Here is a 14,674-nt window from a genome sequence, read left to right on the forward strand (position 1 = left end):
ACCCATCTAACCCCCTTTCCCCGCTCCAAGAGACAACTTAGGGCTAAGATCGGTAGGCAACTTCCCCCCTGCCAGCATGACAGCCTTTTCTACCGCCCCTTTCAGCCCCGCAGAAATCGCCTCTGAAGGCATTAAGCCCGAGGAGTACGACGATATTGTGCAGCGCTTGGGCCGCCACCCCAACCGCGCTGAGCTGGGCATGTTTGGGGTGATGTGGTCAGAGCACTGTTGCTACAAAAACTCGCGCCCCCTGCTCAAACAGTTCCCCACCGAAGGGCCCCGGGTGCTGGTGGGACCAGGGGAGAACGCAGGCGTTATCGACGCCGGGGATGGGCTGCGGGTGGCCTTCAAGATCGAGTCCCACAACCATCCTTCTGCCGTCGAGCCGTTCCAGGGGGCCGCCACCGGAGTCGGCGGCATTCTGCGCGACATCTTTACCATGGGGGCGCGACCGATCGCCGTGCTCAACTCCCTGCGGTTTGGGGATCTGGCCGATAGCCGCACTCGTCGCCTGTGCCAGGGGGTGGTGTCGGGCATTGCCCACTACGGCAACTGCTTTGGGGTGCCTACTGTGGGTGGCGAAGTGTATTTTGACGCTGCCTACAATGGCAATCCGCTGGTGAATGCGATGGCGATCGGCATCATGGAAACCGACGACATCGTCAAATCTGGGGCGGCGGGCCTGGGTAACCCAGTGGTGTACGTGGGCTCTACCACTGGGCGCGATGGCATGGGCGGGGCCAGCTTCGCCAGCGCGGAATTGACCGACGAGTCTGAGCAAGACCGCCCTGCCGTGCAGGTGGGCGACCCTTTTCTCGAAAAGTCCTTGGTGGAGGCCTGTTTGGAGGCATTTAAGACGGGGGCGATCGTCGCCGCTCAAGACATGGGGGCGGCGGGCCTGACCTGTTCCACCGCCGAGATGGCGGCCAAGGGGGGCGTCGGCATCGAGCTAGATCTCGACCTCATCCCTGTGCGGGAAACCGGCATGGTGCCCTATGAGTATCTGCTGTCGGAATCCCAAGAGCGGATGCTGTTTGTGGTTGCCAAGGGCCGTGAAGCCGAGGTGATCGAGATCTTCGAGCGCTGGGGGCTGCACGCCGTGGTGGCCGGAACAGTGATTGCAGATCCAATTGTGCGGATTCTGTTCCAGGGTGATGTTGCCGCCGAAATTCCTGCCCTGGCTTTGTCGGAAAATACACCGATCTACCACCGTGAGCTGTTGGCCGAACCGCCAGACTACGCCCAAAAAGCCTGGGCTTGGAGCGAAGACAGCCTGCCAGCCTGCTCTGGGTCCGGCATTGCGCTTTCCGGTTCAGAGAATACCTCCTGGACTGAGGTACTTCACAAGCTGCTAGGCCAGCCGACGATCGCCTCTAAAAACTGGGTCTACCGCCAGTACGACCACCAGGTGCAAAACAATACCGTACGTCGCCCTGGCCAGGGCGACGCCGCCGTCATTCGTCTACGTCCCCAGGAAGCGGTCCCTGGGTATCAACCAGGCGGTACCACCCGAGGGCTGGCGGCTACGGTAGACTGCAACGCCCGCTACGTCTACCTCAACCCCTACGAAGGCGCCAAAGCCGCCGTGGCCGAGGCCGCCCGCAACCTTAGCTGTGTTGGGGCTTTGCCCCTGGCGGTGACCGACAACCTCAACTTTGGCAGCCCCGAAAAGCCTATTGGCTACTGGCAATTAGCCAACGCCTGCCGGGGCCTGGCCGACGCCTGTCGCGAGTTTGAGACCCCGGTCACCGGGGGCAATGTCTCGCTCTACAACGAGACGGTGGATAGCCAGGGCATCCCTCAGCCCATTTACCCCACCCCTGTGGTTGGCATGGTGGGGCTGATTGACAATTTGAGCCGCACCTGCGGCCAGGGCTGGCAGCAAGAGGGTGACTTGATCTACCTGCTGGGTGTGCCGGTGGAGCAGACCGGGACAGCGATCGCTGATGGCAAGCCCCTAGTTACCCTGGGCGGCTCGGAGTACCTGGCAGCGGTCCACGGTCAGGCGACTGGACAACCCCCGGCGATCGATATGGCGCTTGAGAAGCGAGTGCAGGCCGCCTGCCGCCACGGTATTGGCCAGGGTTGGGTGCGATCGGCCCACGATAGTGCCGAGGGTGGATTGGCTGTGGCCTTGGCAGAATCGTGCATTAGCGGCCAGCTTGGGGCTATGGTGCATCTTTCCCTGGAGGCCGATCAACCTAGTCAGCGGTGGGATCGGCTGCTGTTTGGGGAAGGGGGCGCAAGAATTGTCGTCTCGGTGAGCCGCGAGCATCAGTCCGCTTGGGAGGCTTACCTGAATCAACACCTGGCGAGTGAGTGGCAATGGTTGGGCACCGTGCAGGGCGACACCTTGACCCTTGCTACTCGGGATGGTCAAACGTTGATTGCCGATGCGGTTAAATCTTTGGCTTCCACTTGGAACACCGCGATCGAGCAGCGGTTAGCTGGGGAGAGCTAGGGCGGGCTTGGAACTTTCCTTATCATCCACATGACAGCCCGATAATCCTTTCTACATCGGGTTTAGGGCGTCGCCTGCGGAGAATACGGCAGGTGTTATGATCGGGCATATGTTAAGGAACTATTAAATAGGTTAGGGGAGTTCGGTAGTTTCTAATACCACTTCGAAATTCCTGACCCTATGATGAAGCTGGGCTCGCATTGAGGGCAAAATGCGGCAGCCGAATGTGTTGAGAAGTCTTGCTCCTTTGCCAATTGCGTTCTTAAGCCACCCTGCACCACCAATGACGTTCCCTTCTAAATCTTTCCTAGACGAGTCCTACGATTCCCCTCAGGATCATGTTGCGGATACTCGTTCCGAGTCGTTGCTCGAACGTCCCGATAAGCCCGAAGAGGCCTGTGGCATCTTCGGGCTTTATGCTCCCGACGAAGAGGTAGCTCGGCTAGCCTACTTTGGCCTATTTGCCCTACAACACCGAGGCCAAGAGTCGGCGGGCATTGCCACCTTCAACGCATCGGGTAGCCACTGCTACAAGCACATGGGCTTGGTGTCACAGGTGTTTGATGACCAAATTCTCAAAGATCTCACTGGCCACATTGCCGTTGGTCACACCCGCTACTCCACCACTGGCTCCAGTCATGTGTGCAATGCCCAGCCCGCTGTGGTGCCCACCCGCCTGGGGGATCTGGCCCTGGCCCACAACGGCAATTTGGTCAACGCCGCCGACCTGCGCGAAGAACTGCTAGACCGCCACCATGACTTGGTGACTACCACCGATTCAGAAATGATTGCCTTTGCCTTGGCCGAGGCCGTTAACGATGGGGCCGACTGGGTCAGCGCTGCCGAGCAAGCCTTCAATCGCTGTTACGGAGCTTTTAGCTTGGTGATTGGCACCCCCAACGGCATTTTGGGTGCCCGCGACCAGCAGGGTATTCGGCCCCTGGTGCTGGGGGTACTGGGCAATGACATTCCTGAAGTGGGGCAACCGGCTCACTATGTGCTGGCTTCGGAAACCTGTGCCCTCGACATCATTGGGGCAACCTACGTCCGTGATATTGAGCCAGGTGAGCTGGTGTGGATTACCCCCGAGGGAATTATTTCTCGCCAGTGGGCAGAGGCGACCCAACGCAAGCTCTGCGTGTTTGAGATGATCTATTTTTCGCGACCCGATAGCATTGTCAACGGCGAGAGCCTCTACAGCTACCGCCGCCGCTTGGGCCATCAGCTAGCTAAAGAAGCCCCCGCCGATGTCGATTTGATTATGGCGGTGCCTGACTCTGGGGTGCCAGCGGCGATCGGCTTTTCGCAGCAGTCCCAAATTCCATACGCGGAGGGGCTGATCAAGAACCGCTACGTGGGGCGCACCTTTATTCAACCCACCCAGTCGATGCGGGAGGTGGGCATTCGCATGAAGCTGAATCCCCTCAAGGATGTGCTGGAGGGCAAGCGAATTTTGATCGTGGATGACTCGATTGTGCGAGGCACCACCAGCCGTAAGATTGTGCAGGCATTGCGCGATGCAGGGGCGACCGAGGTGCACATGCGGATTTCGTCGCCGCCGGTCACCCACCCCTGTTTTTACGGCATCGACACCGACAACCAGGATCAGCTAATCGCAGCCACAAAGTCTTTAGAAGAGATTGCCGACCAAATCAACGTCGATTCCCTGGCCTATTTGAGCTGGGAGGGCATGCTGGCCGCGACGAACCAGGAGCCAGGCAGCTTCTGCTCCGCCTGCTTTACGGGCAACTATCCAGTAGAAATTCCTGAACCCTTTAAGCGGGCCAAGCTCAAGTTTGAGGCCAAAGAACCAGTGGCAACCTAGAGCGTTGCCCTAGCTGACGCAGGCCAAGGCTATACGCCAGTCTTGGCCCTGCTGTTGCACTTTTAGAGAGCGGCATTTGGCCAAAAATTTCGGCAGACCCTTGGGTTCGCCGATGCGCTTTAGTGCGGCGCTCATGGATTCTTGGTAGATGTGGGCAAAGTAAGCTGCCAGCACTGAGAGCTGAATTTGGCTATCTGCCTGACCCGAGGATAGCCGCCATAAGAGAGTGATCAGCGCTTGCTCTAGGCTGTGGGCGTCAGTGATGGGTGGTGGCATAGCTACTGCCTCCATTGCCCCCTCGGATCCGAGGAATCCTTCTGGCTGGGGAATAGCGATCGCGACTGCTGGTTCTGGAGGTGGGGTGTCGTTGGCGACGGTCTTGAGGGTGACAGCAATCTGTTTGCTGTTGGGTAACGGGGAAAGGACAAAAGCGGTGTGGAATTTGAGAAATTGTCCCAAGGTTTTGTATCCCGAGTTGGCCTGGAGTGCTTCGTTGGCGGAAAGGTGGTGGCGATCGCGAAATAGCTTGCCCAGCCGGTCCATAGTGATTGGCTGATCGGGATCATCCTCGTGGGCTTGAGTCAGCAGCTGTTTGAGCGATCGCGCCGTTTCTGCTAGGGTGGGCACCTTCGTCACCTGGTGGGCTAACTCGAGTGCCGAATCAGCCCCCTCACTAGCGTCGAAGTAGACCTTCTGAGTGGTTTGCTGCGCCAGATTGAGCACCTCGAACCAGCCGTCGTCGCGGTGTCTAACACAGTGAACGCTGACCCCCAGGTTGAGCAGAGCGTAGCCCAGGTGAAGCAGATCGGTATCCGTAGAACAGATAAATACCTCGCGGATCGATGGGGTTTGGAAGGTAATTAGGGACGTGTCCACAGCCATCTTGATGTCGGCACTGTTTTTGCCTGAGGGCACATGCACCATTTGATAGCCCCGCCGATACAGATCGCGATCGCGGCGGCCCAGTCTGCGCCAGTTGCCAAAGGCCAGACGGTGGCGGATGGGGTATCGACCCACGGTTTGCAGAAACGCCTCTAAGGCCTCGGGCGGGTTCATGTTTTCGGCATCCACCAGCAACAGCCCGACGTAGGGAATGTGAGCTGACTCGGGCTGGATGGGTTCGCTAGGGAGGGCTGCGATCGCCAACTGCTGCACCCGCTGCAAAATCTGGCTGTAGGGCTTAGATCCCTGGAAATCTGGGATCAAAAGCTTAGCTAGAATACGCTCGACGATCGGCATCGGCAAGTCAGGCTGTTGCTCAAGCAGTGCTGTCAGCTTGGCAACCTGCGCCTCTGCAGAGGTTGCCTGCAACCAGACTCCACCGGCCTCTGTGAGTAGGTCAGGCCGCTGCTGCTGCGTTCTCAAAAGCGCGGCGTGTAGAAAACGAGCAATCTTCTCACAGTGCTTTGGGGTAGGCGGCTCAGGGGAGCGAGTCATACCAGGAGCCTAAACGGTTGATGGCTTAGTCTACACGATGGAAAATCCAGCTTTTCGCAAAGCATAGCAACGCCGGCTTTTTAGGTCTAAGTTACCCCTGTTGCGATGGCTACACCCCGCTGCTGGTCTACTCAGGGTAAACTTCAGCATGTCTAAGCAGTTTGCTGTAGTAAACGATCGCCATACCGGCGCAACGGAGCGTTGACACCATGGGCAAGGGCAGAATAGAAGCCTTTAGCGACGGCGTGCTCGCTATCATCATCACAATTATGGTGCTAGAGCTGAAGATACCCCACGAGGCTGAGCTGACGGCGCTGCAACCGCTGATTCCGGTGTTTTTGAGCTACCTGCTCAGTTTTGTCTACATCGGCATTTACTGGAACAATCATCACCACCTGCTACAGGCGGTGCGCCAGGTGAATGGCAATGTACTGTGGGCTAACCTGCACTTGCTGTTTTGGCTGTCGCTGATTCCCTTCGTCACTGGGTGGACGGGGGAGAATCACTCTGCGGCGCTGCCGGTGGCGTTTTATGGGGGTGTCCTGCTGTTTGCGGCGATCGCCTACTACATCCTCACCCAAGTGCTAATTGCTTATGAGGGCCGCGACTCGGCTCTGGCGATTGCTGTCGGGCGCGACTGGAAAGGCAAGATTTCAGTGGTGATCTATGCGATCGCCATTCCCCTCGCTTTCCTAAGTTCGTGGCTATCTCTGGGGCTGTATGTCCTCGTTGCGGTGATGTGGCTCATACCCGATCGCCGCATTGAACGTGCCTTACTGTCCTAAGCAGAGTCTAAGGCTTGAAGCTCAGCCAGTGCTTGAGCACCCGCCAGCGGTGGGCGGAGGTGGGCAGCCGCAGCCAGTAGGCCCAGCGACGCGACAGACCTCCCAGCCATCCGGTGATGCACAGCCCAAAACCACAGACCACGGCCTCCCCTTGACCCAGGGTAAGCATGTCACCCAGATGGTTGTAGATAAACGGTTTGAGGGGGCGATCAGCGATCAGCGCCAGCAGATTAGAGGCAACCACAGGACCGGCCTGGTAGGCAGCTTGGGCCGTAGTGGGAGCCCGGTCACGACCCGGGGCAGGCATGGCGGCCATATCCCCCAATGCAAAAACATGTTTGTGATCCAGCAGCTGTAGGGTAGGCAGCACCTGGTACTGGCCAAAAATGGTCGGTTTGAGATCATCCCCCAACCAAACTTGGGGCACTGTACCCACCGTCCACAGGATAATGTTGGCTAGGCAGTGGCGGGTTTGGCCCTCGTAGCCTAAGGTCAGCCCGCTGGCATCTACCGCCTCGATCGCAGCATCGAGATAGACCTCTATCCCTCGTTTTGCCATGGCCCGTGCCGCCGCCCGCTGAATGCGTTGGGGATAGGAGCGTAAAATTTCGCCTCGGCGGTCAACCACGGTGACGTGGCCCCGGCTACCGAGGCGATCGCTTAGTTTGCAGGCTAGCTCCACGCCGCTAGGGCCAGCCCCGGCTACCACCACCCGTACCTGGGGCGATTCTTCAAGATCGTTTAACCGCCGCTCCAACTGTTCGGCATCCTGCAAGGTGTTAAACGGCAGGCTGTGAGCCTGGTTGCCGGGGGTGGCGGGGGGCCGCATTCGGCTACCCAGCGCGACCACCAGGTAGTCGTAGGCGATCGGTTCGCCATGGCGCAAAGTGACGCGTTGCCGGGCCAGGTCGATGTGCTCGGCCCAGTCCTGACGCAGATCAACGGTGGTGTGCTTGAGCAACTCTCGGTAGGCGGGGGCAATCTCCCAGGGAGCGAGTTCCTGGGTAAGCAGTTCGTAGAGCAGCGGGGTAAAGTTGAAGCGATCGCGCGGCTCGACCAGGGTAATGTGGATGGGGCGCGGCGATCGCCGCGATCGCTGGTGCAGGGATAGGGCACAGTACAGTCCCCCAAATCCGCCGCCCAAAATGCAGACTCGCACAGCGCCAGTCGCAGGTTCTGAGTTAGCAGAGAGAGAACGCTTCGAAGGCATAGGGAAGAAATGCGGGGGCTGTGCCAAGGGTGCCCAGCTTACTGCACAATAGCGCTAGGCTGCCCGTGCTGCTCTAAACCCGTTATCCCTAACTCTATGTCTGAGTTTTGCCAGGGCTATGCCTCACCCGCTGTTGATCTCTGGCTGCTCTCTACCGAGATCCTTGATCCGACCACCCAGCAGACCTTCAAAGCCTGTTTATCGTCGGCAGAACAAGCTCAGCTACAGCGCCTTCGACCTGCCGTCCAGGGGCAGTTCCTAGCCAGTCGAGGCTGCCTGCGCCACCTGCTGAGCCGCTACACCGGCCAAGCGCCCGCCGCGCTCACCTTTGTCTACGGACCTAAGGGCAAGCCAGCCCTCAGCCCCCATGACAGTAAATTTTGCGTGGTGCCACAATTCAACCTGTCCCACAGCGGGCAGCGGTTGCTCGTAGCCATCAGCACCGCCGATGATGTAAATGCGATCGGTGTGGATATTGAAGCTCTGCGCCCGGTAAAATCTCTGGCGGGTCTGTGTCGTCGCTACCTCACCGCTGCTGAGGCTGAAACCGTGCTGGCTCTGCCACATCCCCAGGCCGACCACCGTTTTTTGCGCTACTGGACAGGTAAAGAAGCCTGCCTCAAATCCCTCGGCATTGGCATAGTCGACTCCATGCAGGCCCTAGAGTTGCGCTTAGAGATTCCAGATCTCACCTCGTTGCCGACCTCGGTGAAGGCGGTGACGGCAACGAGGTTAGACCATCCAGGGCAGCTCTATCAGTGGCACCCAGAGCCAGGCTACATGGGTGCGATCGCCGTGCAAATTTCTTTCCTAGAGCCAGAGCGGCTGCGCTTTTGGCAAACGACCCCCGCTGCCCTACTAGCTGATGCTTAACCTCACCGGTTCTTAGCCCGCATCGGTGAGCCCAGTTACTGCCTAGGCGTTCGCCAAAATGTTTAGCTGTTGCCCAGATCGGGAATCCCTAGGGGCGACAGGGTATCGCCCTGGTTCCAAGAAATATCCGGCATGCTGTTTGAGGCTTCCCTCAGGGCCACTTCCCAGTGTTTGCGCATTTTAACTAGGTAAGGATCCCCCGCCTGAAACTGGGCTTGATGGCGAATCTCAAAGCTATTGGTCTGATACATAGTCATGTGAATTGGTGGCCCCACCGACAGGTTCGATCGCATCGTCGAATCAATCGACAGCAGCGCGCACTTGGCCACCGCATCGAGGGGCATGTCAAATCCTAGAGTGCGATCGAGTATGGGCTTGCCGTACTTGGTTTCGCCAATCTGCAAAAACGGTGTTTCGGGGGTAGCCTTGATGCAGTTGCCCTGGCTATAGATCAAAAACAGCTCGGGCACCTCTCCCTGCACCTGACCGCCCAGCAAAAAACTGCACTTAAAATCAATTTTGTCCTGGGCCAGCCAGGCGCGATCGGCCTCCTGTAGAGTGCGAATTTGCTCCCCCAGGTAGCGGGCCACGTCGTAGAGGCTGTGCAGACTGTGCAAATTGGGCTCGCGATCGTGCTTAATGTCTTGACCAAGCTGATGCACCACCGCCTGGGTAATCGACAGGTTGCCCGAGGTGCACAACAAAAGGACGCGATCGCCCGGTTTAGAGAAATCAAACAGCTTGCGGTACGACGAAATATAGTCAACCCCAGCATTGGTTCTAGAATCGGCGGCTAGCACCAACCCCTCTTTCACCAAAATGCCCAAACAGTAGGTCATTGGTTTCCCACGGTACGTCATGGCGGCCGCATAGCCCATGGGGCAGGCACCGCAACCCATAAAACCGCAAAAAAGCGCCGGTTAACCCAGCGCCCTAAGAATACACCTAATTCCCATAGCCCGATCCGCTGCTCCTCTAGCCGGCGCAACGGCATCCGGCGCAGCAGTCCCCAACCGCGATCTTACGATCCCGTTTGTTTGCTAGAGGTCTGAATGTACAGAATTAGCAGAAAAACCGTCGGTACCAGAACAAAAAGAATGCTGGCTACAAAACCAAGCTTATTGACTTCCATCAGTGCTTGCCTCTACTACTCTCAACCCAACAACGTCGCATCAAGCTTTCAACGCTAACCGTCTCTATCCTTGTCAAACCTGCTTTAGCTCGACTCACCAAAGACTGGCTGCGCTAAAAACCCGACGCTTTCAGAATATCACTCTACTCGGTGAGAATGCAGCGCTGCGTCAAAGCCCCTGAGCCGATACCAAACAATCAGGGCTAGGCGCTCTTCGAAGTCTTAGCCTGAACCAGCGCCTTGCGGTTGGGCTTTGTAACTACCGAAACTGGCCCATGCACCGTGGTTTGGCAAGACAGGCGGCAGCTCTCAGGCCACTTCTTCAGTTTGCGCTCTTCTACCTGGGTGCGGGGCGACAGGTTTTCGCCCCCTGCCACTACATCGACTACGCAGGTGCCGCACTGGCCGTAGCCGCCGCAGTTCATCAGCTTGCCGCTAAAGGTATAGATGTCAATCCGGTTTTCTAAGGCCTTAAAACGCAGGTTGGCCCCGTCGGCAACGACAATCTCAGTGTCTTCGTTAACAAACTTAACATTAGCCATTGCGGGAATCTCCTTAGCGTTCTGCGTCGTTAGCGGCGATAAATCAAGCCTTTGGCCGCTGGGCTGAGGTGTTTTTAAGCCACAACCCCCGGCGATCGCCCTCAGTCGAGGCTCAAGCTGGTTGCGAGGGAATTTGGGACTGGTTACACTTCGTTAAGTAATTTCATTGTTACATCTCATCTGTACCAAATGATCCCGCATCCAACAATGACATCGCCCCCTCAGGCAATGGCGGGATGACGGGGCAATTGGGGCATTACTGAGAGCCTGATTCTGATAGGCTAATCAGTACTGGCATGCTTAAGACAATTCCCAAAACAACATTGTTTTACCTAGAGGAGGAGCGTAGTCAATGGGACTACCCTGGTACCGGGTACACACGGTCGTCGTTAACGATCCCGGGCGACTGATTGCTGTACACCTAATGCATACGGCCCTGGTAGCTGGCTGGGCCGGCTCGATGGCTCTCTTTGAACTGTCCACCTTTGATCCCAGTGACCCTGTGCTCAACCCCATGTGGCGGCAGGGCATGTTTGTCCTACCCTTCATGTCTCGTCTGGGTGTAACCCAGTCGTGGGGCGGCTGGAGTGTGACTGGCGCATCCGCCGTTAACCCCGGCTTTTGGTCCTTTGAGGGTGTGGCTGCGGCTCACATCGTCCTGTCAGGTCTGCTATTTTTAGCCGCCTGCTGGCACTGGGTCTATTGGGATCTAGATCTGTTCCGCGATCCTCGCACCGGAGAGCCGGCGCTGGATTTGCCCAAAATGTTTGGTATTCACCTGTTCCTATCCGGCCTTCTCTGCTTCGGCTTTGGGGCCTTCCACCTGACTGGTCTCTGGGGACCTGGCATGTGGGTATCTGACCCCTACGGCCTCACCGGCCACGTGCAGGGGGTTGCTCCCGAATGGGGATCCGCAGGCTTTAACCCCTTTAATCCTGGCGGTATTGTGGCTCACCACATCGCCGCGGGGATTGTGGGCATTATCGCTGGCTTGTTCCACCTGACGGTGCGCCCACCCCAGCGCCTATACAAGGCTCTGCGCATGGGTAACATTGAGACGGTACTGTCCAGCAGTATTGCAGCGGTGTTCTTTGCGGCCTTTGTGGTGGCAGGCACCATGTGGTACGGCAGTGCCGCTACCCCCATTGAGCTGTTTGGCCCTACCCGCTACCAGTGGGATGGCGACTACTTTAAGCAAGAGATTCAGCGCCGGGTTCAGGCCGATGTCAACTCTGGGTCATCCCTGGATGAGGCCTACGCCAGTATTCCTGAGAAACTGGCCTTCTACGACTACGTCGGCAACAGCCCTGCTAAGGGTGGTTTGTTCCGGGTTGGCCCCATGGTCCAAGGCGATGGTATCGCTGAGGGCTGGCTAGGTCACCCCGTCTTCAAAGACAAGGAAGGCCGCGAGCTGTTTGTCCGCCGCCTGCCCAACTTCTTTGAGACCTTCCCTGTGGTGCTGGTCGACAAAGACGGCGTTGTTCGCGCTGACATTCCCTTCCGTCGGGCTGAATCTAAGTACAGCTTTGAGCAGACTGGCGTAACCGCGACCTTCTACGGCGGTGAACTCGGTGGTCAAACGATCTCTGAGCCTGCCCTGGTCAAGCGCTACGCCCGTAAGGCGCAGCTAGGTGAACCCTTCGAGTTCGATCGCGAAACCCTCGGCTCTGACGGGGTATTCCGCACCAGCACTCGCGGCTGGTTTACCTACGGTCACGCGGTGTTTGCGCTGCTGTTCTTCTTTGGTCATATCTGGCACGGGTCTCGTACCCTGTTCCGCGATGTGTTTGCGGGTGTGGACCCCGACCTGTCTCCCGAGCAGGTGGAATGGGGTTTCTTCGCCAAGGTGGGAGATACCTCCACTCGTAAAGAAGAGACTGTTTAGTTTCCCGTGAGTTAAGGTGCCCGGCGGTTGATTTTAGAACGTCACCCGTCGGGCACGTTATATCTAATCCTTGTAAACTAAAGATAACCCGGTTGAGATAGGAGCCTTTTTCACCATGGAAGCTGTCGCTTACATCTTCATTTTTGCCTGCATCATTGGTACCCTGTTCTTTGCGATCGCCTTTCGCGAACCCCCTCGCATTTCTAAGGACTAATCCCAACGACTTAGTCACTTAGACCGATGATGGTTTGAGGTTTACGCAAATTTGGCAGGACTTTCGACTCATTTCGATTGTTTTCTCACAATTTAATTAATATAGAGGCAAGCCTTTCCATCCATGGGAAGGTTTGCCTTTATTTTTGCTAGGTTGCGATGACCTTAAGGCATTCTGACCTGGTCCTTTTTCTCCCATTGGGAGTGTGTCTATGCATTGCCCGTTCTGTCAGCATCTGAACAACCGAGTCTTAGAGTCGCGATCGGCGGAGGCGGGGCGCAGCATTCGCCGGCGCCGGGAATGCCTGAGATGCGAGCGCCGATTCACTACCTACGAGCGCATTGAGTATGTGCCCGTTACGGTAATCAAGCGTAGCGGCGACCGAGAGCTATTTGAGCGTTCTAAGGTGCTGCGGGGTATAGTGCGGGCCTGCGAAAAAACTCCAGTGTCGTCTCTAGCAATGGAGGCGATCGTCGACGACATTGAGGCTGAACTTCAGCAGCGGGCTACTCGAGAGGTGACCAGCGCTGAAATCGGCGAAATGGTATTGGCTAAGCTCCAGGCCATGAACGAAGTAGCCTTTGTGCGATTTGCCTCGGTATATCGTCAGTTTCAAGGCATTCGCGATTTTGCCGAAACCCTGAGCCAGCTTCAAGGTGATCGAGGCGATCGCCATGAGGATGGTACGGAAAACGGCCAGTCCTCAACCTACGTGGTTTCCGCCCAATCTCTGTAAGCCAGTAGTTGCAGTGAAGTTGACGCCAAACCCAAACCAATCCTGTCGGTGTAGATCAACAACACCGCCTATTCAGCTATAATTTTAATCCTGTGGGTTTATCGGGCTGTCTACGTCGGCACGCTGTTGCGTGGGGGCTGACTGTCACATATCTGAGTTGATTGTTTTGTACGTCTACACGGAAACCGCAGTATTACGGAGAAATAATAGGACAACACTAGCATGCTCAATCAGGACGTAAAGGACGCTGACATCGGGTTTACACATGAAGACTTTGCCGCACTTTTAGATAAGTACGACTATCACTTCAACCCAGGCGATACGGTTTCTGGTACCGTGTTTAGCCTTGAGCCCAGGGGCGCCCTGATTGATATCGGTGCTAAAACCGCCGCTTATCTCCCTATTCAGGAGATGTCTATCAACCGGGTTGATCATCCTGAAGAGGTGCTGCGCTCCAATGAAACCCGCGAGTTCTTTATTCTCACCGACGAGAATGAGGACGGTCAGCTGACTCTTTCCATTCGTCGCATTGAGTACATGCGCGCTTGGGAACGGGTGCGCCAACTCCAGCAGGAAGACGCCACTGTCCGTTCCGGCGTGTTTGCTACCAACCGAGGTGGCGCTTTGGTGCGCATTGAGGGCTTACGCGGCTTCATCCCCGGCTCTCACATCAGCACCCGCAAGCCGAAGGAAGATCTGGTGGGCGAAGACCTGCCGCTCAAGTTTCTGGAAGTCGACGAAGAGCGCAACCGTCTTGTGCTCAGCCATCGTCGTGCTCTGGTTGAGCGTAAGATGAACGGTCTGCAAGTGGGCGAAGTGGTGCTGGGCGCAGTGCGTGGCCTCAAACCCTACGGCGCCTTCATCGATATTGGCGGCGTTAGCGGTCTGCTGCACATCTCTGAAATTTCCCACGACCACATTGACACGCCTCACAGCGTGCTCAACGTCAATGACGAAATCAAGGTCATGATTATTGACCTTGATGCTGAGCGAGGCCGAATTTCCCTTTCGACCAAGCAGCTAGAGCCCGAGCCGGGTGACATGGTCAAGAACCCTGACCTGGTCTACGACAAGGCCGAGGAAATGGCCGCTAAGTACCGCGAAGCCATGCGTCGTCAGGCTGCTGAGCAAGCCGGTGAGGTCATTGACGAACCTGAAGAGCTGTATGAAGAGGAAGAAGTGGCCGTGGCTGTTGACTAGACTCTTTGTCTAGCCTAAGTTCTCTCCAAATGCTGCCAGCGCCTGCTCGATAACACTATCGGGCGGGCGCCATTTATATTTGCCCAGATCAATGCGGCCCCGGTGGTCAAACTCAATGCCTTCGTCCTCTAGCATGGCCCGCTGAAGGTAGTCGCTGCCGTGGCGCAGCGGCGACTCAGAGACTTCTCCCTTGGCGTTGATCACCCGTTGCCAGGGCACGTCGTCGGTGGTCATATCAACCCGGTAAAGGGCGTAGCCTACCAGTCGGGGTTTGCCAATGAGCCCTGCTAGCTCAGCCACCTGGCCATAGGTGGCCACCTGACCCGGAGGAATTTGGCGGACCACAGCGTAGATGCGTTCGTAGGTCAGCATAG

General features: G+C 57.1%; 14 protein-coding genes. 8 read left to right on the top strand and 6 right to left on the bottom strand.

Translation table 11 applies throughout. From position 1 onward, the window contains the following. The first annotated feature begins 76 nt into the window (after positions 1 to 76). Together purL and purF are read left to right on the top strand one after the other, a co-directional pair. Positions 77 to 2,461 (top strand): phosphoribosylformylglycinamidine synthase subunit PurL, encoded by a 2,385-nt coding sequence (gene purL / locus H6F59_RS22585; protein ID WP_190706025.1) that lies wholly within the window; start codon positions 77 to 79, stop codon positions 2,459 to 2,461. 283 nt (positions 2,462 to 2,744) lie between these two features. Further along, the gene (purF, locus tag H6F59_RS22590) at positions 2,745 to 4,286 is read left to right on the top strand and encodes an amidophosphoribosyltransferase (protein ID WP_190706028.1); all 1,542 of its coding nucleotides are present in this window, start codon (positions 2,745 to 2,747) and stop codon (positions 4,284 to 4,286) included. Between the two features lie 9 nt (positions 4,287 to 4,295). On the opposite strand, the gene H6F59_RS22595 is transcribed toward purF, so the two are convergent. Continuing rightward, positions 4,296 to 5,723 (bottom strand): NYN domain-containing protein, encoded by a 1,428-nt coding sequence (locus H6F59_RS22595; RefSeq protein ID WP_190706033.1) that lies wholly within the window; start codon positions 5,721 to 5,723, stop codon positions 4,296 to 4,298. A gap of 209 nt (positions 5,724 to 5,932) precedes the next feature. On the opposite strand from H6F59_RS22595, the gene H6F59_RS22600 reads away from it, so the two are divergent. After that, positions 5,933 to 6,508: a TMEM175 family protein gene (locus H6F59_RS22600; RefSeq protein WP_190706036.1), complete on the top strand. Its 576-nt coding sequence runs from the start codon at positions 5,933 to 5,935 to the stop codon at positions 6,506 to 6,508. A gap of 7 nt (positions 6,509 to 6,515) precedes the next feature. Here the strand turns inward: H6F59_RS22600 and H6F59_RS22605 are convergent, their stop codons facing one another. After that, complete coding sequence (locus H6F59_RS22605) at positions 6,516 to 7,718, bottom strand: NAD(P)/FAD-dependent oxidoreductase (RefSeq protein ID WP_190706040.1); 1,203 nt, start codon at positions 7,716 to 7,718, stop codon at positions 6,516 to 6,518. A gap of 96 nt (positions 7,719 to 7,814) precedes the next feature. On the opposite strand from H6F59_RS22605, the gene H6F59_RS22610 reads away from it, so the two are divergent. Further along, entirely contained in the window at positions 7,815 to 8,591 is a 777-nt protein-coding gene (locus H6F59_RS22610; RefSeq protein ID WP_190706043.1) for a 4'-phosphopantetheinyl transferase superfamily protein, read from the top strand. Positions 8,592 to 8,653: 62 nt separating this feature from the next. Here the strand turns inward: H6F59_RS22610 and H6F59_RS22615 are convergent, their stop codons facing one another. The 3 genes from H6F59_RS22615 to H6F59_RS22625 form a co-directional block, all read right to left on the bottom strand. Beyond that, positions 8,654 to 9,430 carry a proteasome-type protease gene (locus tag H6F59_RS22615; protein ID WP_190706046.1) on the bottom strand — a complete coding sequence of 259 codons (777 nt, stop codon included), beginning with the start codon at positions 9,428 to 9,430 and terminating at the stop codon, positions 8,654 to 8,656. Between the two features lie 182 nt (positions 9,431 to 9,612). Further along, the gene (psbM, locus tag H6F59_RS22620; protein WP_017300174.1) at positions 9,613 to 9,723 is read right to left on the bottom strand and encodes a photosystem II reaction center protein PsbM; all 111 of its coding nucleotides are present in this window, start codon (positions 9,721 to 9,723) and stop codon (positions 9,613 to 9,615) included. Between the two features lie 203 nt (positions 9,724 to 9,926). Next, positions 9,927 to 10,265 carry a 2Fe-2S iron-sulfur cluster-binding protein gene (locus H6F59_RS22625; RefSeq protein ID WP_190706049.1) on the bottom strand — a complete coding sequence of 113 codons (339 nt, stop codon included), beginning with the start codon at positions 10,263 to 10,265 and terminating at the stop codon, positions 9,927 to 9,929. Between the two features lie 352 nt (positions 10,266 to 10,617). Between H6F59_RS22625 and psbB the strand changes: the two genes are divergently transcribed. The 4 genes from psbB to H6F59_RS22645 all read left to right on the top strand — a co-directional run bounded on the left by psbB (position 10,618) and on the right by H6F59_RS22645 (position 14,300). Next, positions 10,618 to 12,150 carry a photosystem II chlorophyll-binding protein CP47 gene (gene psbB, locus H6F59_RS22630; RefSeq protein WP_190514964.1) on the top strand — a complete coding sequence of 511 codons (1,533 nt, stop codon included), beginning with the start codon at positions 10,618 to 10,620 and terminating at the stop codon, positions 12,148 to 12,150. A 115-nt stretch (positions 12,151 to 12,265) separates the two neighbouring features. Next, the gene (locus tag H6F59_RS22635; protein ID WP_073607450.1) at positions 12,266 to 12,364 is read left to right on the top strand and encodes a photosystem II reaction center protein T; all 99 of its coding nucleotides are present in this window, start codon (positions 12,266 to 12,268) and stop codon (positions 12,362 to 12,364) included. A 211-nt stretch (positions 12,365 to 12,575) separates the two neighbouring features. Next, the gene (gene nrdR / locus H6F59_RS22640; RefSeq protein WP_190706052.1) at positions 12,576 to 13,100 is read left to right on the top strand and encodes a transcriptional regulator NrdR; all 525 of its coding nucleotides are present in this window, start codon (positions 12,576 to 12,578) and stop codon (positions 13,098 to 13,100) included. 222 nt (positions 13,101 to 13,322) lie between these two features. Then, positions 13,323 to 14,300, top strand: coding sequence for a 30S ribosomal protein S1 (locus tag H6F59_RS22645; RefSeq protein WP_190514962.1), 978 nt, complete (start codon positions 13,323 to 13,325; stop codon positions 14,298 to 14,300). Positions 14,301 to 14,309: 9 nt separating this feature from the next. Here the strand turns inward: H6F59_RS22645 and H6F59_RS22650 are convergent, their stop codons facing one another. Then, a complete protein-coding gene (locus H6F59_RS22650) occupies positions 14,310 to 14,672 on the bottom strand; it encodes an MGMT family protein (protein WP_190706055.1) in 363 nt (120 codons plus the stop codon). Positions 14,673 to 14,674: the final 2 nt, after the last annotated feature.

Origin of the sequence: Nodosilinea sp. FACHB-141 (assembly GCF_014696135.1) — a bacterium.
In the GTDB taxonomy this organism is placed as follows: domain Bacteria; phylum Cyanobacteriota; class Cyanobacteriia; order Phormidesmidales; family Phormidesmidaceae; genus Nodosilinea.

Coding starts and splice junctions, on each gene's coding strand:
- purF (WP_190706028.1), top strand. CDS start 2,745: ATGACGTTCCCTTCTAAATCTTTCCTAGACGAGTCCTACGATTCCCCT.
- H6F59_RS22645 (WP_190514962.1), top strand. CDS start 13,323: ATGCTCAATCAGGACGTAAAGGACGCTGACATCGGGTTTACACATGAA.
- H6F59_RS22605 (WP_190706040.1), bottom strand. CDS start 7,718: ATGCCTTCGAAGCGTTCTCTCTCTGCTAACTCAGAACCTGCGACTGGC.
- purL (WP_190706025.1), top strand. CDS start 77: ATGACAGCCTTTTCTACCGCCCCTTTCAGCCCCGCAGAAATCGCCTCT.
- nrdR (WP_190706052.1), top strand. CDS start 12,576: ATGCATTGCCCGTTCTGTCAGCATCTGAACAACCGAGTCTTAGAGTCG.
- psbB (WP_190514964.1), top strand. CDS start 10,618: ATGGGACTACCCTGGTACCGGGTACACACGGTCGTCGTTAACGATCCC.
- H6F59_RS22635 (WP_073607450.1), top strand. CDS start 12,266: ATGGAAGCTGTCGCTTACATCTTCATTTTTGCCTGCATCATTGGTACC.
- H6F59_RS22615 (WP_190706046.1), bottom strand. CDS start 9,430: ATGACCTACTGTTTGGGCATTTTGGTGAAAGAGGGGTTGGTGCTAGCC.
- H6F59_RS22595 (WP_190706033.1), bottom strand. CDS start 5,723: ATGACTCGCTCCCCTGAGCCGCCTACCCCAAAGCACTGTGAGAAGATT.
- H6F59_RS22610 (WP_190706043.1), top strand. CDS start 7,815: ATGTCTGAGTTTTGCCAGGGCTATGCCTCACCCGCTGTTGATCTCTGG.
- H6F59_RS22650 (WP_190706055.1), bottom strand. CDS start 14,672: ATGCTGACCTACGAACGCATCTACGCTGTGGTCCGCCAAATTCCTCCG.
- psbM (WP_017300174.1), bottom strand. CDS start 9,723: ATGGAAGTCAATAAGCTTGGTTTTGTAGCCAGCATTCTTTTTGTTCTG.
- H6F59_RS22625 (WP_190706049.1), bottom strand. CDS start 10,265: ATGGCTAATGTTAAGTTTGTTAACGAAGACACTGAGATTGTCGTTGCC.
- H6F59_RS22600 (WP_190706036.1), top strand. CDS start 5,933: ATGGGCAAGGGCAGAATAGAAGCCTTTAGCGACGGCGTGCTCGCTATC.